Consider the following 21,858-nt stretch of genomic DNA (forward strand, 5'->3'; position numbering starts at 1 on the left):
TCGATGAGCAAGCAGACCGACCTGGTGATGATCCCGCTGCGGATGGCGCTGTGGCAGCGCGAACGCGACGGGCACCCGGTCGTGGCGGGTGAGCTGATCCACCACTCCGACGCCGGCAGCCAGTACACCTCGATCCGGCTGACCGAACGGCTCGACCTGGAGCAGATCGCCGCCTCGATCGGCTCGGTCGGCGACGCGTACGACAACGCCCTGATGGAGTCCGGCAACGGGCTGTACAAGACCGAGTGCATCCGCACCACGATCTTCCACGACGGGGCCTACAAGAGCCTCGTGGACGTCGAGTACGCAACCGCCGGATGGGTCGAGTGGTACAACAACAGAAGGCTTCACTCGGCGATCGGCTGGCAGAGCCCAATCGCGTTCGAGAACGCCCACCACGCTGCACTCAACCTCGAGGAGCAGTTCGTTTAACAAGCGGCGGCGAACCCGTGCCGCTTCACCTCGGTGGTCTTCATGAGATCACCCGCCCCGGTGATCCGCGCACCACACGCCGCTCATCCGCCACCGGCTCCACGGACGTGTGCGGTGCGGGCTGGGTGGTGCGGTAGGCGGAGCGGATCGTCGCCATGATCTCCCGCACCCCCAGCCCCGCATGCTCCGCCGCAGGCCCCAGCGCGTCGAGGGTCGCGTCGGGTGGGGTGCCGGATTCTGCGAGTCGGCACGCGGCCCAGAACAAGCCCCGGTTCCGCTCACCCTCACCACGCCCCGCCACCCAACCCGCGAGCACCTTCACATCCGACCCACGCCGCTCAAACCGATGAGAGCTGGCGCGCGCACGGTCGAGAGGGATCGGGGTGCGCGGGTCCAGGAACTCGCGCAGCCGCGCCGCATCCACCGGCACCGGAGTATCGCCTGATGCGACGATGAGCCGGTACGGTGCCCGCACCCCACCAGGGCGCAGCACCTTCGACGGCGGCGCGATGATGTAGCCGCCCTCAGCCCGGAAATCGACATGCGCCCGCGCTGCCTGCCACGACGACTGCACACGATCCGCGTGCGCCGGGTAGTAGGCGTGGAGCCCACCGGAGGGGGTGCGCACGAGCGCCGCCCACCCCACCGCATGGCCTTGACGGTGCGCTTCGCGGAAGGCAGGGAATCCGGTGCCGGTCGGATGCACGTCGACATCGACGACCTCCACCCCGGACATGGCACCGGTGGGGATGCCGATGTTCGCGGACGGCCACCTCGACCACCATCCCGCAACCTGCCCTGGATCAGCGGACGCGTCATGGAAGCCGCGGAGCACCAAAGGGCGCTTCTCACCCGGCACACACGGGAACACCGGCACCCCGGCCGCAGCAAACCGCGCCGCCGCCTCCGAAAGCGGCAGCCCGCCGACTTCGGCGAACAGATCGATCGCGCCCATCACAGGCTCCTCACCGATGCCGCCACCGCGCGGCGCGGCTCCTCAGTGAGCGGATCGCCCACGGCATCCGCCGTCGGCGCGGGTTGCTTCCGTGCTGGGGCGTCGCGGGTGAGGCCGGGCGGGTCACCGTCGCCGATTTGCACGGTGGGGAGCTGATCGAGAATGCTGGCTGAGGTTTTGCGGACTCGTTCGCCGGTGGCTTGGACGACTTCGACCGGGGACTTCTCCGGCACCGTCGCCGCCCACCCCGACACATACGGGACCGTGTAGTCGCTGGTGTCCATGCCGTGCGCTGCGGCGACCATCAACGCCACCGAATCCGCCTCCACCTCACCAATCCCGCGATGCCCCGTCGCATCCGGATTGTCCGGGCCGTGCAGAAGGACGTGGGCGAGCTCGTGCACCAGGGTCTTCACCTGTGCCGCCTCGGGCATGTTCTCCCGCACCGCCACCGTCCGCGCACCGAAATCGGTGAGGCCGTTCGCACCGTGGATCATGCCCTCATGCGGCACCCGCAACACCGTGAACCCCTCCGCCTCCACCAGACGCGCGATGCCATCCCAGAGCCCGTCGGGGGCTTCACCTTCCAGCAGCCGAGGTGACGGCGGCCCGGGGATCGGGTCACCGGCGGTTTGGGAGACATCCCAGACGTAGGCGGGGCGGACACCGACCATGCGGGAGCGCACCGCCTCACCCGGTTTTGGTTTCTCGAACCGGCCGAGCCGGCGCCACGACTCCACCACCTTCGGCGTGAACGACGCGAATCTGCCCGTCACCGGGGCGAGGATCATGTACCCCGACTGGCCCTTCTCGACCTGCCGGCCGAGCGCCTGCCACTGTTTGAACCCCGCCACATACGACGGCACTGGCTCCGGCACTCGGCCTGCCTCGAACGCTGCCTGATGCTGCACGAAGATCAGCAGCGTGTTATTGAACGAACGGGCACGGAACCGGGCCGCGAACTCTAGCGCCTGCTTCCAGTCCTCACCCGACACCAACGACTCGACCGCGCCGGTGAGCTGTTCATGGAGGGCATCGAGCTTCGCATCCCGCGCAGCCCGCGCCTCTTCGCTGGTCGCCATCGTCGTCCTCCTTCCGCAGGTACCCGCAACACGGCGGGTGACCTCTGCGACCAGAAGGTGCGCGAAGGGACTCAGGAAACGCAATCGAGACGGACGACGGACAGAAAGTGAGCGACCGCCAGGTGCATCACTGAACCCGACGTGGTCAAACTCGGTCTAGCTCATTCGGGAGAGTCCTGGTGATCCGTGCGCAAAAAGATGAGCGTTTCACCCGGCAAGACGCGCGTTCACTCAGGGTTGAAGGGCGCCGGGACAACCTCGCTGATTCTGCGGTACTCGCTGGGGGAAACGCCGACACTCCGGCGGAACTGAAGTGCAGCAAAGTCAGGGTCCCCCCAGCCCACCTGGGCCGCGATCTCAGAGATGGGCGCGTTATCCACACGCAGTAGGTGAGCCATGCGCTCGGCACGAAGCATCGTCAAGTAGGAGATCGGCGACTTACCAAAGGCCTCGACGAACACCCGCCGCAACTGAGACACGGACAAGTGCGCTCGGGCTGCGAGCTCAGTCACAGTCCAGTGCCGATCCAGCTCCGCACGCAAGACCTGCGCGACCTCAAGAACCTCTGGACGTACCGGACGGAATTGACGATGACGTGGCACGGTGGGCGTCGATGCACTTCGCCGCGCGCCAGCTGTCCCTTCATTGGCAACCACAATGAACGGAACCAGAATGTCGAACACGGCGGAGACGAGCGATTGCGCTCGATAGAACCGATCAGGAGGAAGGCCGTCTACGCTCAATGCAACCAACTCATCGAGCCATGGCATCATCAGTCCCGCCCTCTGCCTACCGATACGGACCACCTGGGTGGGTTCTGCGTAATGGGCGTCAAGGAACTGACTGGCGTCGAGCCGCTCATGGAACCGGGACGCGTACTGCCAGAACACTTGATCGATGACATAGTCTCGGTCAAGGTAGAGCGTCGTGGTCGAAATCCACCCCTCGGGCTCAGCGCCACAGAGGGTGTTCGCTGCCAGAATCACAACGTCACCCATGCTGACGAAGTGCACGCCAAACTCACTGAACAGTCGAGCTCTGCCCGCGCGAACGACGATGAACTTGAGACAGTCAAAAGCGATCGGGTCAACCGGCGCGTGTGCGACCTGGGTTCGGGCGAGGAGTGGCGAAAACGTGGCCACCGGCGCCAACGACACACCGTTGGGCCTCGTGAATACGTCCTGTCGACCATCGACCGTCATACTCGCTAATCGAAGGCTAGTCGCCGCCGAGAATCGAGCACCCCTAACGGTACCCATACGATGCGGGCCGAGAACCCTAACGCTGACCTCGCACTGGACTCACAGAATCGAAGGTTGAGTCGGGTCTGTCACCAGAACATCGGGAGAAGTGACGCAAGGAACCCTACTACTGCGGTGCTGAGCATGGTGATCGCGAGAGTCCAGCATAAGCGCTCAGCGTGGGAGCGCTTATGAAGTTCAAGTCTCTCTGGATCGCGTTCTGATACGAAACCTGTGACGCTTGTCGATTCGCGGTCACGGATCTCGTCGCGTGCTGTCAGGGGGCGCGTGTAGGTGCGGTCCTGCACGCTCCACATCGCGATCGGTCTCTGGTCGAGGTCCTCGACGATGGTGACGTTCGTGGTGAGGCGGGGCCCGTCGATGGCGCGGATGATGAGGGCGGCGATGGCGAAAGGGACGCCGATGATCGCACCGATCCAGGACAGCAGCTCACCGATGATGCCGATGGTGTCGAGGATACTCAAGGTCGCGTCGGGATCCCGAAGGTCAGGTGGTCATGCCGTCGAGACGGTAGCCCATACCCGGCTCGGTCAGGAGATGCACCGGACTGGTGGGGTCTTCTTCGAGCTTGCGTCGCAGTTGGGAGACATAGAGGCGGAGGTAGCCAGTGTCTTCGGCGTGTTCGGTGCCCCAGATGGTGGTGAGGATTGTTTGGCGAGTAACGAGCTTCCCGGCGTTGCGGATGAGGATGTCGATGAACTGCCATTCCGTGGGGGTAAGGCGTATCTGCTTTTGCCCGTCGGGAGTGTCACGGGTGACGCTGTGCGCGGCGAGGTCGATGGTTACCGCACCGAGGTGGACGACGGGGGTGGCGTCTTCTGGGGGGACTCTGCGGGTAAGGGCGCGGATACGGGCGAGGAGTTCTTCGACGGCGAAGGGCTTGGTGATGTAGTCGTCCGCGCCAGCGTCGAGCGCTTCGACTTTGTCAGCGGCGCCGGCACGTCCGGAGACGACGAGGATGGGTGCCTGCGACCAGCCGCGGATGCCGTGGATGACTTCGATGCCGTCGAGTTTAGGCATGCCGAGGTCGATGAGGAAGATGTCGGGGTGGTGGTCGATCGCGGCGGCGATAGCTTCGGCACCGTCTGCTGCGGTGAAGATCTGGTAGCCCTTGGCGGTGAGGGTGATGCGCAGGGCGCGGAGGATCTGCGGGTCGTCGTCGGCGATCAGGATTCTCATGATTGCTCCTGGCTGGTGCTGGTGGTGTTGAGGGAGATGACCATGGTGAGCCCGCCACCGGGGGTGTCCTCGGGCGTGAGGGTGCCGTGCATTGCTTCGATGAACCCGCGGGAGAGGGCCAGGCCGAGACCGAGGCCGGTGGTGTTGTCGGTGTCGCCGAGGCGTTGGAAGGGCAGGAAGATGTCGTCCAGTTTCTCGGGCGGTATGCCGGGGCCGCGGTCGATGATGCGGATCTCGAGCCGGTCACCGAAGGTGCTGGTGCTGACATGGATCGGTGTGCCGGCCGGGGTGTAGCGGTGGGCGTTGGCGAGGAGGTTCACCAGGACTCGTTGCAGGAGTACGGGGTCGGCGTGGGCGAGCGCGTCGCCGTGGGCGAGGTTGAGGGTGACGTCGGTCGGGCCGAGGTGGAGTTCGTCGAGGGCGGGGGCGATGGTTTCTGCCGGGTCGGTGGGGATGTCGGCGATCGTCAGGACCCCTGCTTGTAGGCGGCTGACGTCGAGGAGGTCGGTGACGAGAGCCGCGAGGGCTGCGAGGCTCTCATCGGCGGTGTCGAGGAGTTCCTTCTTGTCTGTCAGCGCCAGGTCGGGGCCTGCCGCCTTCAACCCTCCGACCGCCGCGGCTGCGGCTGCAAGGGGGCGGCGCAGATCATGGCTGAGAGCGGAGAGAAGGGCGCCGCGTACCCGATCCGATGCCGCGATCGGTTCGATCTGCTGCGCCGTCTGGGTAAGGTGCTGGTGTTCGAGTGCGGCGGTGAGTTGGGCGGTGACGACCGCGAGGAGGCGTTGTTCCGCCGCAGCGAGGTCGGGGCCGTGCAGTTCCAGAGTGGTGTCGTCGGTGACGCGAATGCTGGTGTGGTGATTGTCGGGCAGCGGTTCCCCCGACCGGGCGAGCACGTCTTCGCCGCGCATGAGGCGGACGCCGGGAAGTTGGAAGGCTTCGCGGGTGCGGTCGATGAGCGCTTGGATCGCGTTGTCTGCGCGCAGGACGCTGCCGGCGATGGTCTGGATGAGTTCGGATTCGGCGGCGGATCTGCGGGCGGCGCGGGTGTAGCGGGCGGCACGGTCGACGATGAAGCTCACCAGACTCGCGATCACCACATACAGGATGAGAGAGAGGAGGTGGTGGGGCTGGTGGATGTGGATCGTGTAGAGCGGTTCGATGAACAGAAAATCCAGGGTGATCCCGGACAGCACCGCGGCGAACAGGGCCGGCCAGATTCCTCCGACCAGGGCGACGATGACGACGAGGAGCTGATACGCGAGGACGTCGGTGGTGATGGAGTCTTCGCTGCGGAACAGGGTCAACAGTGCGGTGAGCGCGGGCCCGCCGAGGAGGGCGACGACGAACCCGAGGATGCGGCGTTTGCGGGTGAGTGCCCCGGTGAGCGGGGGCAGGGTGAAGCGTTTCCCGGCGGCGGCGTGGTTGACCATGTGCACGTCGATGTCGCCGGATTCGCGGACCACGGTCGCACCGATGCCGGGGCCGGTGAACGCGGAGGTGATGCGGCCGCGTCGGCTGGCGCCGAGGACGAGCTGGGTGGCGTTGACGGAGCGGGCGAACTCCACCAGCGCGGTGGGGATGTCTTCGCCGATGACCTGGTGGTAGGTGCCGTTGAGTTTCTCCACGAGTGCCCGCTGCTCGGCCAGGGTGGCGGGGTTGCCGGTGCGGAGCCCGTCTTGGCTGGTGATGTGCACGGCGATGAGTTCGCCGCCGGCGGAGCGGGCGGCGATGCGTGCGCCGCGGCGCAGGAGTGTTTCGCCTTCGGGGCCGCCGGTGAGGGCGACGACGACGCGTTCGCGGGCCTCCCAGGTGCTGTCGATGCCGTGGTCTTTGCGGTACCCCTTCAGCGCTTGGTCGACTTCGTCGGCCAGCCAGATGAGGGCGAGTTCGCGCAGCGCGGTGAGGTTCCCGAGCCGGAAGTAGTTCGACAGGGCGGCGTCGACGCGTTCAGCGGGGTACACGAACCCGCCGCTGAGTCGGTCCCGGAGGGCTTGGGGGGCGAGGTCGACGACCTCGATCTGTTCGGCGCCGCGCAGGAAACTGTCCGGAACGGTCTCGCGCTGCGGGACGCCGGTGATCTGCTCGACGACATCGTTGAGGGACTCGATGTGCTGAATGTTGAGGGTGGAGATCACATCGACCCCCGCCGCGAGCAGCTCCTCCACGTCCTGCCAGCGTTTGTCGTTCTTCGACCCGGGTGCGTTGGTGTGGGCGAGCTCGTCGACCAGCGCGACGGCGGGCTTGCGGTCAAGCACCGCGTCCAGGTCCATCTCCTCGAGCGTGACGCCCCGGTGTTCCACGCGGGTGCGAGGCACACTGGGGAGCCCTTCGGTCATGGCCGCGGTGGCGGCACGGCCGTGGGTTTCCACGATCCCGACGACGACGTCTTTCCCGTCTGCGAGCAGGCGGCGACCGTCTTCGAGCATGGTGAAGGTTTTGCCGACCCCGGGGGCAGCCCCGAGCAGCACCCGAAGCTGCCCCCGTTTCGGCATGGTCAGCCCTCCAACTCGTCCACGGCGATGTTCAGTTCCAGAACGTTCACCCTCGATTCTCCCAGGTAGCCGGCGTCCGGCCCCTGGGTGTGCGCTGCGACCAACTCCCGCAGCTGCTCTGCGGGGATGCCGCGGGCGTCGGCAATGCGGTCGATCTGGATCGCCGCGTACTCGGGGCTGATGTGCGGGTCAAGCCCCGAGGAGGAGGCGGTGACCGCGTCGACGGGCACCTCGTCCTCGGTGACCCCGTTGAACTCCGCCACCTGAGCCTTGCGCTCCGTGATCGCGGCGATGAGGTCCTCGTTCTCGGGGCCGTAGTTCGACCCGGACGAGGCGCCCCCGTCGTACCCGTCACCAGCGGCAGACGGGCGCGGCTGGAAGTACTCCGGCAGCGGGTTCCCGTCCTCGTCCGTGAACGACTGACCGATCAGCGCCGACCCGACCGGGTCGCCGTCCTGGTTGGTGACGATCGACCCGTTCGCCTGGGCGGGGAGAGCGAGCTGTCCGATGCCGGTGATGAGGAGGGTGTACCCGACCCCCAACGCGAGGGTGAGGAGGGCCATGGCGCGGGTGGCGACCCAGATGGTGCGCCCGACTCCGCGAGCTTGTGTATTCATGATGATCTCTTTCTCAGAAGGCTCAGAAGCCGGGGATGAGGCGGACGACGAGGTCGATCACCCAGATCCCGATGAAGGGGGCGATCACGCCGCCGAGGCCGTAGACGGCGAGGTTTCGGCCGAGGATGCTGGACGCGTTCCCGGGCCGGTACTTCACCCCACGCAGCGCCAGCGGGATGAGGAAGACGATCACGATAGCGTTGAAGATGATCGCCGACAGCACCGCCGAGGCCGGCGAATGCAGCCCCATGATGTTGAGGGCGGCGAGCTGCGGGAACACGCCCATGAACATCGCCGGGATGATCGCGAAGTACTTCGCGATGTCGTTGGCGATGGAGAACGTCGTCAGCGCCCCACGGGTGATCAGCAGCTGCTTCCCGATCCGCACCACGTCGATGAGCTTGGACGGGTCACTGTCGAGGTCGACCATGTTCCCGGCCTCTTTCGCAGCCGAGGTGCCGGAGTTCATCGCGACACCGACGTCTGCCTGCGCGAGCGCAGGGGCGTCGTTGGTGCCGTCACCGGTCATCGCGACGAGGTTGCCGCCCTCCTGCTCCTTGCGGATGTAGGCGAGCTTGTCCTCGGGGGTGGCTTCGGCGAGGAAGTCATCGACACCCGCCTCTTTCGCGATCGCGGCCGCGGTGAGGGGGTTGTCGCCCGTGATCATGACGGTCCGGATACCCATCGACCGCATCTCGGCGAACTTCGCCGGCAGCCCCTCCTTCACGACATCCTTCAGATGCACGACGCCCAGGAGGGTCCCTTCCCCGGCGGTGTCCTTGGTCGCGACGACCAGCGGGGTGCCGCCGGACTGGGAGATGCGTTCGACGTACTCGTCCAGCTCGGCGAGCAGGGACGACGGCAGCCGCTTCCCGCCTTCTTCGAGCCAGGCGATGACGGCCGAACCGGCACCCTTGCGGATCTGGGTGCCATCAGGCAGGTCCAGGCCCGACATGCGGGTCTGCGCCGTGAACGGCACGATCTCCCCGGTCGTGTTCCGGTCGAACTCCCCATGCTCTTGCTCGGCGAGCTCGACGATCGACACACCCTCCGGGGTCGGGTCTGCCAGCGAAGACAGCGCCGCCGCGCGCACGAGGTCCTGTTCGCGCACCCCGCCGAGGCGCACGAACTCGGAGGCGCGCCGGTTGCCGTAGGTGATGGTGCCGGTCTTGTCGAGCAGCAGCGTCGTGACATCTCCGGCGGCTTCGACCGCACGCCCGGACATCGCCAGCACGTTGCGTTGCACGAGCCGGTCCATGCCCGCGATGCCGATCGCCGACAACAGGGCACCAATCGTGGTCGGGATGAGGCACACCAGCAGCGCGACCAGCACCGTGACACTGACCGGGGCGGCCGCATAGGACGCGATCGGGTTGAGCGTCAGCGCGACGACGACGAAGATGATCGACAGCGACGCGAGCAGGATGTTCAGCGCGATCTCGTTCGGGGTCTTCTGCCGGCTCGCACCCTCGACGAGGGCGATCATCCGGTCCACGAACGTCTCACCCGGCTTGGAGGTGATGCGCACCACGATCCGGTCCGAGAGCACCCGGGTGCCGCCGGTCACCGCGGACCGGTCACCGCCGGACTCACGGACCACGGGTGCGGACTCGCCGGTGATGGCCGACTCGTCCACCGACGCGATACCCCACACGATGTCGCCGTCGCCGGGGATCAGCTCACCCGCGGTCACGACCACCACATCTCCCAGGGCGAGGTCCGAGGAGGAGATCTGCGTGGTCGCAGCCCGCTCAGCGGCCGCATCGGTGGCCGGGTCGTAGGAGGCGACCCGGTTGGCCATCGTGCTGGTGCGGGTCTTTCGGAGCGTTTCGGCCTGCGCCTTGCCGCGGCCTTCGGCGACGGATTCGGCGAGGTTCGCGAACAGCACGGTCAGCCACAGCCACACCGCGATCGCCCATGTGAACTGCCACGGCACGACCGTGCCGCCAGAATCGGCCGGCCCGCCGATGAACGGCTCGCTGATCGCGAGGACCGTGGTGAGGGCGGCGCCGACCCAGACGAGGAACATGACGGGGTTGCGCCACTGCTCTTTGGGGTTGAGTTTCCGGAACGCGCCGGGCAGGGCTGCCCGGACCTGTTCCCAGGTGAACCCGCCCTTCCGGGTGGGGGCCTCCGCCGGCTTGGGGCGGGGTTCAGTGATGGTGGACATGGTTTACATCAGCCCTTCCGCTAGAGGTCCTAGCGCGAGAACGGGGAAGAAGGTCAGTGCGGTCACCAGGATGGTGACCACGGTGAGCAGCCCGATGAACATCGGACGGTGCGTGGGCAGGGTGCCGGACGTGGTCGGGACCTTGTCCTGCGCGGCGAGGGAGCCGGCCAGGGCGAGGACGAACACGATCGGCACGAACCGGCCCAGCAGGATCACCACACCCAGTGCGGTGTTCAGCCACGGGGTGTTCGCGGTCAGGCCCGCGAACGCGGATCCGTTGTTGTTGGCTGCGGAGGTGAACGCGTACAGCACCTCGGACATGCCGTGGATGCCGGGGTTCCAGATCGACGTGTTCTCCACGTCTTCCCGGATGCCGGGGATCGCGAAGCTCATAGCAGTTCCGGCCAGTACCAGGGTGGGCATGACGAGGATGTAGAGCGCAGCGAGTTTGATCTCGCGCGGTCCGATCTTCTTGCCCAGGTACTCCGGTGTGCGTCCGATCAGCAGACCCGAGATGAACACGGCGATGACCGCGAGGATCAGGATCGCGTAGATGCCGGAGCCGACACCACCGGGGGTGACCTCGCCGAGCATCATGTTCAGCATCGGCATCATGCCACCCAGTGCGGTGTACGAGTCGTGCATCGAGTTCACTGCACCCGTTGAGGTGCCGGTGCTGGTCGTCGCGAACAGGGTGGACCCGAGGATTCCGAACCGCTGCTCCTTACCTTCCATCGCCCCGCCCGCAAGCTCCGGGGCGGTGCCCATGCCTGCGGACTCGAGCGCGGTGAGGATCGAGAACGATGCGACGTACAGGATCGCCATGACGGAGAGGATCGCGTAGCCCTGACGGTTGTCGCCGACGATGCGGCCGAAGGTGCGGGGCAGGGAGAACGGGATGACGAGCATCAGCAGCACCTGGAACACGTTCGTCCACGCGGTGGGGTTCTCGAACGGGTGAGAGGAGTTCGCGTTGAAGAACCCGCCACCGTTGGTGCCCAGCAGCTTGATCACTTCCTGCGATGCGACCGGCCCGCCGGGGATGGTCTGCGTGGCACCGGTGAGGGTGGTGACAGTGGTGAATCCGTTGAAGTTCTGGATCACCCCGCCGATCATCAGCACGATCGCACCGATCACCGCGATCGGCAGCAGGATGCGCAGGGTGCCGCGGATCAGATCGACCCAGAAGTTCCCGATCGTGCCCGAGCGGCGGTACGCGAAACCACGCACCAGCGCGATCGCGACCGCGATACCCACGGCGCCGGAGACGAAGTTCTGCACCGCGAGACCGGCGAACTGGACCGTGTACCCGACGGTGAGCTCCGGCGAATAGGACTGCCAGTTCGTGTTTCCCACGAAGGAGGCCGCCGTGTTGAACGACAGATGTTCACTGGGGGCGGGAAGCCCCAGGGAGTACGGCAGCCACTGTTGGAGGCGCTGCAGGCCGTAGACGATGAGGAGGCCGATCGCGGAGAACGCGAGCACGCTGCGCAGGTAGGCCTGCCAGGTCTGTTCGGTCTTCGAGTCGACGCCGATGACCTTGTAGATGCCGCGTTCGACTTTCCAGTCTTTGCGGGACGTGTACACCCACGCCATGTAGTCACCGAGCGGACGGTAGAGGACGCCAAGAATGATGGCGACGGTCGCGAGCGCGAGGAGCGCGTACACCCAGGTCATCAGAAGCGCTCCGGTTTCACGAGAGCGAACACGAGATACACGATCGCCGCGACCCCGAGGCCGGCGGCGAGAAGTTCAAAGACGATCACAGCTTCTCCACCGCCTTCCCCAGCAGCCCGACGACGACGAACAAGGCGATCACGCCGAGCACGTAGACGATGTCAAGCACAACAAGCTCCATTCGGAGAACAAGCGACAGCAGGACCACTAGCCGCACGACCCGAAAACGCGGGCGCAACTCCCGATCAAACACGCGCCGCACCCTGTGAAACAGGCGTCCTAACGGAACCCATACGAGGATCCGCGCAACTCTGACATCCCGCTAACACGACACCCCGGTGCCCCACCCCGACGCCTCCGAGGCGGGTCGCGGGCGAATCCGGCCGGTCTTGTTAGGGTCTGCCGGTGTGGGCGCATGAGTTCTGTGAGGGACCATTCCGTACCGGTCGATGCCCGCGTAGGACTTGAGGCATGACTCTCACCGCGATCCTGCCCACCCTCAGACGCAGCATCCCCGACCCCCTCGAACCTCGACATTGGCCGGAGCACACCGTGCCCACGATCTCGGACGTCGTGGTGGGCGGGGTGTCCTTGACGAGGCTGGTGGAGATCACCGGTACCCCGGCGCTGCTCACCGGAGACCTCCCGCACCCCAAGCCGGCACGCGCGCGCGCCCACGGCATCGGAAACGACGTGACCGTGCTGGTTTTCCGGATCACCCTCCGCATCGACACCGAAGCGGGCAAGCAGGTTGCGCTCACCGACTGCGCGTTCGACCGTGTCACCCCTCGCTGGGACCAGTGCCGGCTCATCGGACGCACGTCGATCGCGAAGAACACCACCATCGAGCTCATCCCCGGTGAATCCGGTGCCGCTCCCTGGCCGTACCCGATCGTCACCCTCCCCGGGGATCTCCACCAGGGCGACCTGCTCGCCGTTCCCTGCGCCGGCGCTGTCGCTCTCTGCGACGTACGCCCGCAACTACCGGTGAAAACCGTCGCCGCCCCCGCCCCGCGCATCCTTGAACTCGCGAGTGCCTCATGAGCGTCATGCACACCCTGATCTCATCCCGAGCGATGGCGCTCGCCGAGCTATACCAGGACACCCCGACTTGGCCGGCAGGAACCACGTTCACCGACAATGACATCACCGTTGGTCAGCAGTCGCTCACGAGTCTCGCGGCTGAACGCGGCACCCCGTGCGTGCTGATCGCGCCCAGCGGAGCACGTCAGGCGGGTGAGGAGTACCGCACCGTCGTGGTCGCTACGGTTTTGTCCTGCACGCCACGTTCCGGATGGCGGCACCCGATGGAGGTCACCATCGACTGTGATCTCCGCGCCCTCGACGGCCGAGTCCTCGACACCCTGCTCCTGCAGCACCCGAACGCACGACACCGCAAAACGGTCCTCGTGCACGCCCCAGGCCAGCAGACCACGATCCGCGCCTGGCTCCCCGAGACTGCGGCCCCCGGCGACCTCCTCGCCCTCACCGTGGCCGGGACGATCGCGTTGGGACAGGTCATGTCCCACCCCACCCGCCCCGCTACAGGAGAAGACAATGACGAGCAATGGCAGGGCAGGTGCCTGAAGTAATGAACTCCATCCGCCCCGCCACCGGCCACACCTCCCTCGATAAGCGCGCTCCGTCACCGGTGCCCGTACTGCTGTGTGGCGACCCGCTCGACTGCCTCGGGCAGCTCGTCGTGCACGACTCAGAGGCACGGGACGCGCTGGAGCGTCATCGAGCCCGCGCGATCGTCATCGGCATCCACATTCCTGACACAGACCGCTCCCGCAAGGCGGTGAAGTACCGACTGCGGAACGCGCACGACACCGTCAACACCCACCTGCGCAGGCACCCCCTCGTCCGCCACATCATCTACATCGTCCACCCCGACTCCGGTCAGGGCGCACCTGATACGGCGGTTAGGCTCCTGTCCGGGACCGTGGGCGCGCACCATGCCGAAATCGAAATGCGCCACGGCCGAGATGTCTGCATCACCGGGATCGTGACCTCCGTCCACACCAGCCCGGTGGCCCTCACGGAACGCGTGACCGACAGAATCAGGACCACCCCGATCGAGGGGTCCTACGCAACCACATGGGATGAGATCGCCGACAGGCCACTCGCCGCCGCAGCGGCAGAAGCGCTCCTCTAATCGCTCACCCGAACCGAAACCCGCTTCGTCTCAATGCAAATGGGACAGTGGTTCATCCCTGGGGTGAAAAGTTCATCGCTGCGATTTGCTTGGCTGATCGCCAGCAGCCAGGGCATACGTTTCCTCGTACACCGCCATCCACACTCGTTCATAGACCGATCGAGGAATCCGCCCGTGACGAAGATCATCCGTTGCCTGCTGCATCAGCAACGACAACTCCATGATCATCTCCTCACGTTCATCATCATCCCGGCTAGGCCGCAGAACAGAACGGCTCGACCATGCTGTGGCTACCCGACCGCGAAGGGGGCGGGCCCTCCACCACAAGAACACCCCGATCGAAGTACCGACGATCGCGAACCCGAGCGCAGCCCCCTCGGGCGACAGTCCCGCCGCAACACACAGCAACCAACCCACCACCCCAGCGCCCAGCCCTACCGGAGCGAATGCGCCCGATAGCCACGCCCGGAACCGTTCACGGTCAGAAGACACAGGCGAGTACACGACCAAGCGGGAGGTTCCCACCCCATGACGCGAGACAAAATGAGAAAGGTGGCCCCAGCGCACAGGACGGGGCAGCTTGGATCCGCCACCCAACGTCGAGTCGCTGGCGCCAGAACGAACAAGGGGCATGATCCGATAATCGCGAGATCGGCGCAGCTCCGGGAGCACGCATAACGAGATCCATGCGACAGAGCCGCTGATCCGAGGTCTTTCCTGACGCGATCCTCATGACCTCATGCGGTGCTGACTCTTCAGTGCAGAGCAATCGACGTCAATAGGCGGTGGTCGAAGGACCCACTTCCCAGACTGTATCGAGTGCGAGTGCGGTATCGATGAGCGCCAGCCTGGAGTCCCGCGGGGTGGTGGTCTTTCGGGCCCGCGGCGTCGTGACCGCGACGGGGTGAGCCATCGTGCGATGGTCAGTGAGAACGACCAAGAACTCACACAGAAAGACGACACCGCACGATGGCTCTTGACCAGTCTGCCCTCCTCGAGCTGCTCGGGGAACTGAAGCTCACCGGCACCACCGACCGCATCCGAGCCGCGACCGAGCGGCTCTACCAGGAGCTGATCGACGCGGAGACAGCCGCATTCATCGGCGCCGCCCCCTACGAGCGCACGAGCGAGCGCACGACTACCCGCAACGGTTCCCGGCCGCGGGTGCTGTCGACCACGGCTGGGGATCTGGAGTTGCGGATCCCGAAGTTGCGGCAGGGGTCGTTCTTCCCGTCGCTGCTGGAGCGGCGCCGCCGGGTCGACCAAGCCTTGTTCGCGGTCGTGATGGAGGCCTACCTCCACGGCGTCTCAACCCGGAAGGTCGATGACCTCGTCAAAGCGCTCGGCGCTGACACTGGCATCTCGAAGTCCGAGGTGTCCCGCATCTGCCAAGGGCTCGACGCCGAGGTCGCATCGTTCCGCGACCGCTCGCTGTCTGACATCGCCTACCCCTACGTGTTCCTCGACGCGACCTACTGCAAGGTCCGCATCGACCACCGTGTCGTGTCCCAGGCGGTCGTCGTCGCGATCGGCGTCGCCGCTGACGGGCGGCGGGTCGTGCTGGGCTTCGATGTCGGAGACAGCGAGACCGAGGAGTTCTGGAAGCAGTTCCTGCGCTCGTTGAAGACACGAGGTCTGGGCGGGGTGAAGCTGGTGATCTCCGACGCCCACGCCGGACTGAAGAAGGCCGCAGCGACCGTGTTGCAGGGCGCCGCCTGGCAGCGCTGCCGCGTCCACTTCATGCGCAACGTCCTGACCGCCCTCCCGAAGGGCCGGCAGGAGATGGTCGCCAGCGTGATCCGCACGATCTTCGCCCAACCCGACGCCGAGCACATCGATGCCCAGTTCGACGAAGTCGTGCGCATGATCGAGCGCGTCCACCCCAAGACCGCCGTGATGCTCACCGACGCCCGTGACGACATCCTCGCGTTCAAAGCGTTCCCCGCCCGGCATTGGCGACAGATCTGGTCCACGAACCCGCTGGAACGCCTCAATCGGGAGATCAAGCGCCGCACCGACGTCGTTGGCGTGTTCCCGAACAACGCCGCCCTGCTCCGCCTGGCCGGCTCCGTCCTCGTCGAGCAACACGACGAATGGGAAGCCGCCGACCGCCGCTACTTCTCCGAAGCCTCCATGACCGAGCTCACCGCGACCACCCCCACCATCGACGAGGCGGTGATACTCCCCGAGATCACCGCCGCCTAAACTAACGACAGCTGATCATCGCAACGAAGCGAAAGACCACCACTCAAACGGACGCGGCCAGCGCCAGTCCGTCGAGGAGCTCGAACCGAGCCGACAGGTTGGCGTTACCTAAGGTCGGTTATGGTGCGCAAGAAGGCATGTGTGGAGAGCGGTCGTCGCCTGCCGTGGAAGCACTCCATTCCCCAGCGCTGTGAGCTGCTGGTTCAATGTAAGGCCGTGCCTTTCATCGGTGACCCAGCCCGTCGGGAGACCCATAAGCCATTCCACGAACGCCGGTGTCGGACGCGGTCCAGAAGCATCGCTAAGGAGTGCGGGGGCTGGCGCTGGACGGCCCACAATCTGCTCCCATCGGATCACTGCTTCGGCGTATCGTCCCCATCGTTGAAGAGCTGCCCGATTAGCGTCCACAGGGTGTCCGGCTCCTCTGGTTGCGGGTACCCGTTCGGTCCGTGGAGGGCGAGGTCGATGATCTGATGACTCAGCGCGATCGTGCCCCGGCGTGCCTTGACCTGTTCCAAGCTCTCCCCTCCACGGGAGGCATCGGAAGCGAGTGGGGTGCGGAAGAGCGCGGCGGGCGAGGATGAAAACACGGAATCTTGGATGAGGTGCACCAATGAGGGATGCGGGTAGACCAATCCATTGCGCGTCATACCGGAGGTCGGCCAGGTCTCCGAGAACTGCTCCTGCTGCCCGAAGAGGTCGAGTTCCGGTTTCTCCCAGATGCCACGGGTCGGGTTCCATATCGCGAGGGGTTGCATCGGTGGTGGATGCATGTTCGGGGTTGCGTTGCTCATTGTCGTCTCCTTCGAGGTTCGTGCGGATTGCGGGTGCAGACAGTAGCCCGCGGACGTTCTCGATCACGACCCACTCGGGTTGCAGCACGTCGATCGCAGCAGCCATGTGTGCCCAAAGCCCGGAGCGGGTGCCAGGTTTCAGGCCGGCCATCTTCCCGACGGTGGACACGTCTTGGCAAGGGAACCCACCGCAGAGGATGTCCACCGGTGGCACGGTGTTCCAGTCCATGGTGGTGATGTCGCCGAGGTTCGGGGCGTCGGGCCAGTGGTGGGCGAAGACGCGGGCGACGGGTTCGTTGATTTCGGAGAACCAGATCGTGCGTGCTCCGAAGGCTTCCTCGACGGCGAGGTCGAGTCCGCCATAGCCGGAGAACAGCGACCCAACACGCAGCGGCGTGGCCGGGTCGGTGAGGGTCTGGTCGGCCACGGGCGAACCTCCTAGAACGGTGATCCCCGGAGTCGTGCTGCCACTCCGAGTTGGTCACCAGCCAGGTGCACCAGCCACCCCCACCCGCCGCCGCTCAGCCGACGCCTCCCACTCCGCACCGGCCGCTGTCGACGCGCAGCGCTGCCGACCTCCGCGGTTCGCTCCAACGGGTTGTCACGCGTCTTGCAAGCGAGGTTCGCCGCCTCCCGAAAGAGCCCTCAGAAGTCACCGCGCCCGCGGGCTATGGAGCTCACCTTCGGGGTGAGGAGAGGCGGTTCCTGGTGACGGTTTCGATGCGAGTGATGTCCGCAGGCGACGGCTACCAGTACCTCCTGCGCTCCGTTGCTACCGGCGACGGTGATCGGGTGCTCTCCACACCGTTGACGAGGTACTACACGGAGGAAGGAACACCACCGGGCCGATGGCTCGGATCAGCCGTCACCGCACTCGGCGGCGGAACGATCACCGTCGGTGACGAGGTTTCCGAGCTGCAGCTTCAACGTCTGATCGGGCAGGGCCGCGACCCGGTGACCGATCAGGCGCTCGGCAGTCCGTATCGGAAGTACCCGACGGTGACCGAGCGCATCGAACACCGCACGTCGAGGCTCGACGCTGACCTTCATGTGACCGAGCGTGCGGAAGCGGTCGCTGCAATCGCGGCTGAGGAGAATGCTCGTGGGGTGCGGAAGGCAGTTGCTGGGTTCGATTTCACGTTCTCGATTCCGAAGTCCGCGTCGGTGCTGTGGGCGGTGTCGGACGCGGGGACGCAATCGCTGATTGCGGAAGCGCATCAGGCGGCGGTTGCGGAGATGGTTGCGTTCATCGAGCGCGAGGTTGCTGCAACCCGCGTCGGCGCGGTAGGACGCAATGGGGCGGTTGCACAAGCCGATGTGTCTGGGGTGATCGCGACCGCGTTCGATCATTACGACTCACGGGCGGGTGACCCGCATCTGCACACGCATGTGGTGATCTCGAACAAGGTGCAGACCGTCCACGACGGCAAATGGCGCTCCCTCGACGGCCGCCCCCTCCACGCCGCGACCGTCGCCCTCTCTGAACTTCACGAGGCCGTGTTCGCTGACCACCTCACCCGCGCCTTCGGCGTCGAGTGGGAGGCGCGCGACATGGGGCGTGACCGCAACCCTGCGTGGGCGATGACCACGGTGCCTGAGCGACTGGTGGCGGAGTTCTCATCGAGGTCCAGGCAGATTGACGAGGAGAAGAACCGGCTGATCGCCGAGTACGTTGCGCGTCACGGTCGGCAGCCGTCGCTGGCGACGGTCATCAAGTTGCGGGCGCAGGCGACGTTGGCGACCAGGCCGGAGAAGCAGGTCCGTTCTCTCGCGGACCTCACGAGTGAGTGGCGGGATCGTGCGTCGCACCTTCTCGGTGAAGACGCCACCCGCTGGGCCCGCACCGTCACCGCCAACGACACTCCGATGCTGTTACGCGCTGACGATGTGCCGTTGGATGTGATCGCTTCACTCGGGCGCAGCGTGGTGGAGGCGGTCGGTGAGAAGCGGTCGACCTGGCGGCGCTGGAACCTCACCGCCGAAGCCGCACGACAGACCATGCCGTACCGGTTCGCCACCATGCAGGATCGTGAAGCTGTCGTCGGGATGGTGGTCGATGCCGCCGAGCACGCTTCGATCCAGCTCACCCCGCCCGAACTCGCGTCCAGCCCTGCCGTGTTCCGTCGGGCTGACGACAGCAGCAGATTCCGACCCGTCGCATCGACGGTCTACTCCTCGCCGGACATCCTCGCGGCGGAAGACCGGCTCCTCGAGCGCGCCCGCACCATGACCGCACCCACCGTGCCGGTTGAGGTGATCGAGAAGGTCACCCGTCGCCCGGACCGCGACGGCCGGCTCCTCTCCGACGACCAAACAGCCGCCCTCACCGGGGTCGCGATCTCTGGGCGGCCGGTCGATGTGTTGGTCGGCCCGGCCGGGGCGGGCAAGACGACGGCGATGCGCGCGTTACGCACGGCGTGGGAGCGGGATCACGGGCGCGGCAGCGTCATCGGGCTCGCGCCGTCCGCTGTCGCAGCGCAAGTCCTCGCCGATGATCTCGGTATTCGGACGGAGAACACCGCGAAGTGGTGGCAAGACCACCAAAACGCAGGCGCATCGTTCCGCAAAGGTCAGCTCGTGATCGTGGACGAAGCCTCTCTCGCAGGCACCCTCTCACTCGACCGGATCACCGAACACGCGGCGGAGGCGGGTGCGAAGGTGCTGTTGGTGGGTGACTGGGCGCAACTGCAATCCGTCACCGCAGGCGGCGCGTTCTCCCTCCTCGTCCACGACAGAAGCGACGCCCCCGAGTTGGTCGACGTGCACCGCTTCGTCAATGACTGGGAGAAGACCGCCTCCCTCGACCTTCGCCACGGCCACACCGAGGCAATCGACACCTACGCCGCCCACGGCCGCATCACTGGTGGCGATACCGAGGGCATGATCGACGCCGCCTACACCGCCTGGCGCACCGACACCCTCGCCGGGGTTTCGACGGTGTTGATTACGGACTCGACCGAGTCCGTCCATGCTCTGAACCAGCGCGCCCGCGCCGATCTCATCCTCGACGGCACCGTGAACGCTCGCCGCGAAGTCGCCCTCCAAGGCGACGCCCGAGCAGGGGTCGGGGACACGATCATCACCAGGAAGAACGACCGCCGCCTCCACACCCCGCGGGGCTGGGTACGCAACGGGGACCGCTGGACTGTCACTGACGTCCGTGATGACGGATCACTCGCTGCCCGTCGCGCGAACAGACGCGGCACGGTCATCCTCCCGGCCGACTATGTCTCCGATCACGTTGATCTGGGATACGCAGTGACGGCGCATAGGGCACAGGGCATCACCACGGACACCTCTCATGTTCTTGTTGATCCGTCTACGACGAGGGAGAACCTGTACGTTGCGATGACCCGCGGCAGGCAGTCGAACCTCGTCTACGTCGCGACCGATCACCCCGACGGCAACCACACCACCGCACACCCGGCGGATGATCCGGATGCGACCGCGCGGAGCGTCCTCTACGGAGTCCTGCAGCACGTCGGCGCCGAGCTCTCCGCGCACGAGACCATCACCGCCGAACAAGAAGCCTGGGGGTCGGTGAGTCAACTCGCGGCCGAGTACGAGACGATCGCGCAAGCCGCACAACACGACCGCTTCGCCACCCTCATCCGCGAATCCGGCCTCACCCCAGAGGAAGCAGAAGACACCATCCACTCCGACGCATTCGGAGCCCTCACCGCCGAACTCCGCCGGGCAGAAGCGAACCGCCACAACATCGACGGCCTCATGCCGCGCCTGGTCGCGGCGCGCGGATTCGGCGACGCCGACGACATCGCCTCCGTCATTCACCACCGCCTCGCCCGCGCCACCGAGAGGCCGGCTGGTTCTGGGCGCACGCGCAAGGCAGCCCGTCTGATCGCCGGCCTCATTCCCGAAGCAACCGGACCCATGTCCGCCGAGATGCGGAAGGCCCTCACGGAGCGGCGAGAGCTGATCCAGCAACGTGCCGAAGCCGTCCTCGACCAGGCGATCGCCGGGCGGCAGGAATGGGTGCTCGCGCTCGGAGGCGCACCGGCAGAGACGAGAGCCGCGGCAGCGTGGAAACGGCAAGCGCGAACCGTCGCCGCGTATCGCGACCGTTACGGCATCACCACGCGCACTCCGCTCGGTCCGGCACCCGATAGCGATGCGCAGAAGATCGACGCGGCACGAGTGAAAGCCGCGCTTGCGAGGCTCCGCGACTTCGCCAGCGTCGAGGGCAGCGATGATCTTTCACGGACAGCACGGCGTGAGGGTGCGAGCCGGGGCCTGTGACCGGGTGGCCTTCCGAATGTCGCCGGTGCGTCGTACCCTTGAAAGTGAGGCGGATTTCTCCTTGATATGACGCTCCTCGGGGCAGGCCGCAAGGCCACTCACACACGCACCGCCTCCGACACTCTGTCGTGCATGTGAGAGGAAACCCCGTCATGATCCGCCAGCTCTGGACTCTCAGCGTCCACACCCGCGCATTCCTGCGCCGCTACATGCCCACCAACATCCTCCTCGACGCCATCCGCACCCGCCGAGGACTCAAATGGGGCGTACCCGCGATGCTCCTCGCCGTGCCCTACCTCCTCGCCGCGAGCACACTCACCACCCTCATCGCAGACGGCGGACCCGGATGGCTCAACCTCCTCGTCCTCCTCTGCCTGTGGAACACGATGAAGTTCATCATCATGGGACCTGTCAGCGTGTTCCTGCTCATTCGAATCCGCGCGAGTGAGGCCGTTGCCCTCCACGCGCAACGGCGATCTGCGACCGAGCTCGCCAAGCAGGCTGCTTGAACGACCGTTCAGGTCAAGCGCGGCCCCGTTCACATCATCAGGGAGTTCCGCAGAGATTCATGCACCGCA

The 21,858-nt window shown here is 66.1% G+C and carries 20 protein-coding genes and 1 pseudogene; 7 read left to right on the forward strand and 14 right to left on the reverse strand.

What is annotated here, in order from left to right:
- Positions 1 to 432 (forward strand): integrase core domain-containing protein (locus tag HJG52_RS13595; protein ID WP_171244182.1); only part of this gene is annotated, 432 nt, incomplete at its 5' end.
- Between the two features lie 40 nt (positions 433 to 472).
- On the opposite strand, the gene HJG52_RS13600 is transcribed toward HJG52_RS13595, so the two are convergent.
- The 11 genes from HJG52_RS13600 to HJG52_RS13650 form a co-directional block, all read right to left on the reverse strand.
- Positions 473 to 1,387 carry a bifunctional DNA primase/polymerase gene (locus HJG52_RS13600; protein ID WP_171244183.1) on the reverse strand — a complete coding sequence of 305 codons (915 nt, stop codon included), beginning with the start codon at positions 1,385 to 1,387 and terminating at the stop codon, positions 473 to 475.
- Complete coding sequence (locus HJG52_RS13605) at positions 1,387 to 2,469, reverse strand: ArdC-like ssDNA-binding domain-containing protein (RefSeq protein WP_100814279.1); 1,083 nt, start codon at positions 2,467 to 2,469, stop codon at positions 1,387 to 1,389. Before HJG52_RS13605 ends, HJG52_RS13600 begins: the two co-directional genes overlap by 1 nt.
- Positions 2,470 to 2,696: 227 nt before the next feature.
- Positions 2,697 to 3,671: an AraC family transcriptional regulator gene (locus tag HJG52_RS13610; RefSeq protein WP_171244184.1), complete on the reverse strand. Its 975-nt coding sequence runs from the start codon at positions 3,669 to 3,671 to the stop codon at positions 2,697 to 2,699.
- A gap of 128 nt (positions 3,672 to 3,799) precedes the next feature.
- Positions 3,800 to 4,195, reverse strand: coding sequence for a hypothetical protein (locus HJG52_RS13615; protein ID WP_026937592.1), 396 nt, complete (start codon positions 4,193 to 4,195; stop codon positions 3,800 to 3,802).
- Positions 4,196 to 4,217: 22 nt separating this feature from the next.
- Positions 4,218 to 4,910 (reverse strand): response regulator, encoded by a 693-nt coding sequence (locus HJG52_RS13620; RefSeq protein ID WP_100814277.1) that lies wholly within the window; start codon positions 4,908 to 4,910, stop codon positions 4,218 to 4,220.
- The gene (locus HJG52_RS13625; protein WP_171244185.1) at positions 4,907 to 7,402 is read right to left on the reverse strand and encodes an ATP-binding protein; all 2,496 of its coding nucleotides are present in this window, start codon (positions 7,400 to 7,402) and stop codon (positions 4,907 to 4,909) included. The genes HJG52_RS13620 and HJG52_RS13625 overlap by 4 nt, the downstream gene beginning before the upstream one ends.
- A gap of 2 nt (positions 7,403 to 7,404) precedes the next feature.
- Positions 7,405 to 8,019: a potassium-transporting ATPase subunit KdpC gene (gene kdpC, locus HJG52_RS13630; RefSeq protein ID WP_100814275.1), complete on the reverse strand. Its 615-nt coding sequence runs from the start codon at positions 8,017 to 8,019 to the stop codon at positions 7,405 to 7,407.
- Positions 8,020 to 8,041: 22 nt separating this feature from the next.
- Complete coding sequence (gene kdpB, locus HJG52_RS13635; protein WP_171244186.1) at positions 8,042 to 10,189, reverse strand: potassium-transporting ATPase subunit KdpB; 2,148 nt, start codon at positions 10,187 to 10,189, stop codon at positions 8,042 to 8,044.
- A 3-nt stretch (positions 10,190 to 10,192) separates the two neighbouring features.
- Positions 10,193 to 11,866 carry a potassium-transporting ATPase subunit KdpA gene (gene kdpA, locus HJG52_RS13640; protein WP_171244187.1) on the reverse strand — a complete coding sequence of 558 codons (1,674 nt, stop codon included), beginning with the start codon at positions 11,864 to 11,866 and terminating at the stop codon, positions 10,193 to 10,195.
- Positions 11,866 to 11,955, reverse strand: a complete 90-nt coding sequence (locus tag HJG52_RS21890) for a potassium-transporting ATPase subunit F (RefSeq protein ID WP_035731468.1) — start codon at positions 11,953 to 11,955, stop codon at positions 11,866 to 11,868. The genes kdpA and HJG52_RS21890 overlap by 1 nt, the downstream gene beginning before the upstream one ends.
- Entirely contained in the window at positions 11,952 to 12,119 is a 168-nt protein-coding gene (locus HJG52_RS13650; protein WP_157811306.1) for a hypothetical protein, read from the reverse strand. The genes HJG52_RS21890 and HJG52_RS13650 overlap by 4 nt, the downstream gene beginning before the upstream one ends.
- A gap of 299 nt (positions 12,120 to 12,418) precedes the next feature.
- Between HJG52_RS13650 and HJG52_RS13655 the strand changes: the two genes are divergently transcribed.
- Genes HJG52_RS13655 through HJG52_RS13665 form a run of 3 tightly spaced genes read left to right on the forward strand, consistent with a single transcriptional unit; the run spans position 12,419 to position 14,024 of the window.
- The gene (locus HJG52_RS13655) at positions 12,419 to 12,910 is read left to right on the forward strand and encodes a hypothetical protein (protein WP_206070828.1); all 492 of its coding nucleotides are present in this window, start codon (positions 12,419 to 12,421) and stop codon (positions 12,908 to 12,910) included.
- A gap of 32 nt (positions 12,911 to 12,942) precedes the next feature.
- Positions 12,943 to 13,458 (forward strand): hypothetical protein, encoded by a 516-nt coding sequence (locus tag HJG52_RS13660; protein WP_171244188.1) that lies wholly within the window; start codon positions 12,943 to 12,945, stop codon positions 13,456 to 13,458.
- The gene (locus HJG52_RS13665; RefSeq protein ID WP_171244189.1) at positions 13,434 to 14,024 is read left to right on the forward strand and encodes a hypothetical protein; all 591 of its coding nucleotides are present in this window, start codon (positions 13,434 to 13,436) and stop codon (positions 14,022 to 14,024) included. The genes HJG52_RS13660 and HJG52_RS13665 overlap by 25 nt, the downstream gene beginning before the upstream one ends.
- Before the next feature lie 72 nt (positions 14,025 to 14,096).
- On the opposite strand, the gene HJG52_RS21700 is transcribed toward HJG52_RS13665, so the two are convergent.
- Entirely contained in the window at positions 14,097 to 14,657 is a 561-nt protein-coding gene (locus HJG52_RS21700; RefSeq protein WP_346767744.1) for a DUF6611 family protein, read from the reverse strand.
- 336 nt (positions 14,658 to 14,993) lie between these two features.
- On the opposite strand from HJG52_RS21700, the gene HJG52_RS13675 reads away from it, so the two are divergent.
- A complete protein-coding gene (locus HJG52_RS13675) occupies positions 14,994 to 16,229 on the forward strand; it encodes an IS256 family transposase (protein ID WP_046746337.1) in 1,236 nt (411 codons plus the stop codon).
- A 353-nt stretch (positions 16,230 to 16,582) separates the two neighbouring features.
- Here HJG52_RS13675 and HJG52_RS20900 read toward each other — a convergent pair whose 3' ends face one another.
- On the reverse strand, positions 16,583 to 17,023 hold the full coding sequence (locus HJG52_RS20900; protein WP_240978113.1) for a hypothetical protein: 441 nt from the start codon (positions 17,021 to 17,023) through the stop codon (positions 16,583 to 16,585).
- 46 nt (positions 17,024 to 17,069) lie between these two features.
- Positions 17,070 to 17,450, reverse strand: a pseudogene (locus tag HJG52_RS20905) (DNA cytosine methyltransferase); the annotation flags it as partial.
- 293 nt (positions 17,451 to 17,743) lie between these two features.
- Between HJG52_RS20905 and mobF the strand changes: the two are divergent.
- Both mobF and HJG52_RS13690 read left to right on the forward strand, forming a co-directional pair.
- The gene (gene mobF / locus HJG52_RS13685) at positions 17,744 to 21,280 is read left to right on the forward strand and encodes a MobF family relaxase (protein WP_171244545.1); all 3,537 of its coding nucleotides are present in this window, start codon (positions 17,744 to 17,746) and stop codon (positions 21,278 to 21,280) included.
- 152 nt (positions 21,281 to 21,432) lie between these two features.
- Entirely contained in the window at positions 21,433 to 21,789 is a 357-nt protein-coding gene (locus HJG52_RS13690) for a sulfate permease (protein ID WP_171244191.1), read from the forward strand.
- Positions 21,790 to 21,858 lie beyond the last annotated feature (69 nt).

The sequence above is a fragment of the Knoellia koreensis genome, assembly GCF_013041615.1.
Taxonomy (GTDB): Bacteria; Actinomycetota; Actinomycetes; order Actinomycetales; family Dermatophilaceae; genus Pedococcus; species Pedococcus koreensis.

Excerpts from the sequence above, each read along its gene's own strand:
- HJG52_RS13600 (WP_171244183.1), bottom strand. The coding sequence starts at position 1,387 with ATGGGCGCGATCGATCTGTTCGCCGAAGTCGGCGGGCTGCCGCTTTCG.
- HJG52_RS13605 (WP_100814279.1), bottom strand. The coding sequence starts at position 2,469 with ATGGCGACCAGCGAAGAGGCGCGGGCTGCGCGGGATGCGAAGCTCGAT.
- HJG52_RS13610 (WP_171244184.1), bottom strand. The coding sequence starts at position 3,671 with ATGACGGTCGATGGTCGACAGGACGTATTCACGAGGCCCAACGGTGTG.
- HJG52_RS13620 (WP_100814277.1), bottom strand. The coding sequence starts at position 4,910 with ATGAGAATCCTGATCGCCGACGACGACCCGCAGATCCTCCGCGCCCTG.
- HJG52_RS13625 (WP_171244185.1), bottom strand. The coding sequence starts at position 7,402 with ATGCCGAAACGGGGGCAGCTTCGGGTGCTGCTCGGGGCTGCCCCCGGG.
- kdpC (WP_100814275.1), bottom strand. The coding sequence starts at position 8,019 with ATGAATACACAAGCTCGCGGAGTCGGGCGCACCATCTGGGTCGCCACC.
- kdpB (WP_171244186.1), bottom strand. The coding sequence starts at position 10,189 with ATGTCCACCATCACTGAACCCCGCCCCAAGCCGGCGGAGGCCCCCACC.
- kdpA (WP_171244187.1), bottom strand. The coding sequence starts at position 11,866 with ATGACCTGGGTGTACGCGCTCCTCGCGCTCGCGACCGTCGCCATCATT.
- HJG52_RS13660 (WP_171244188.1), top strand. The coding sequence starts at position 12,943 with ATGGCGCTCGCCGAGCTATACCAGGACACCCCGACTTGGCCGGCAGGA.
- HJG52_RS13665 (WP_171244189.1), top strand. The coding sequence starts at position 13,434 with ATGGCAGGGCAGGTGCCTGAAGTAATGAACTCCATCCGCCCCGCCACC.
- HJG52_RS21700 (WP_346767744.1), bottom strand. The coding sequence starts at position 14,657 with ATGCCCCTTGTTCGTTCTGGCGCCAGCGACTCGACGTTGGGTGGCGGA.
- HJG52_RS13675 (WP_046746337.1), top strand. The coding sequence starts at position 14,994 with ATGGCTCTTGACCAGTCTGCCCTCCTCGAGCTGCTCGGGGAACTGAAG.
- HJG52_RS20900 (WP_240978113.1), bottom strand. The coding sequence starts at position 17,023 with ATGAGCAACGCAACCCCGAACATGCATCCACCACCGATGCAACCCCTC.
- mobF (WP_171244545.1), top strand. The coding sequence starts at position 17,744 with ATGCGAGTGATGTCCGCAGGCGACGGCTACCAGTACCTCCTGCGCTCC.
- HJG52_RS13690 (WP_171244191.1), top strand. The coding sequence starts at position 21,433 with ATGATCCGCCAGCTCTGGACTCTCAGCGTCCACACCCGCGCATTCCTG.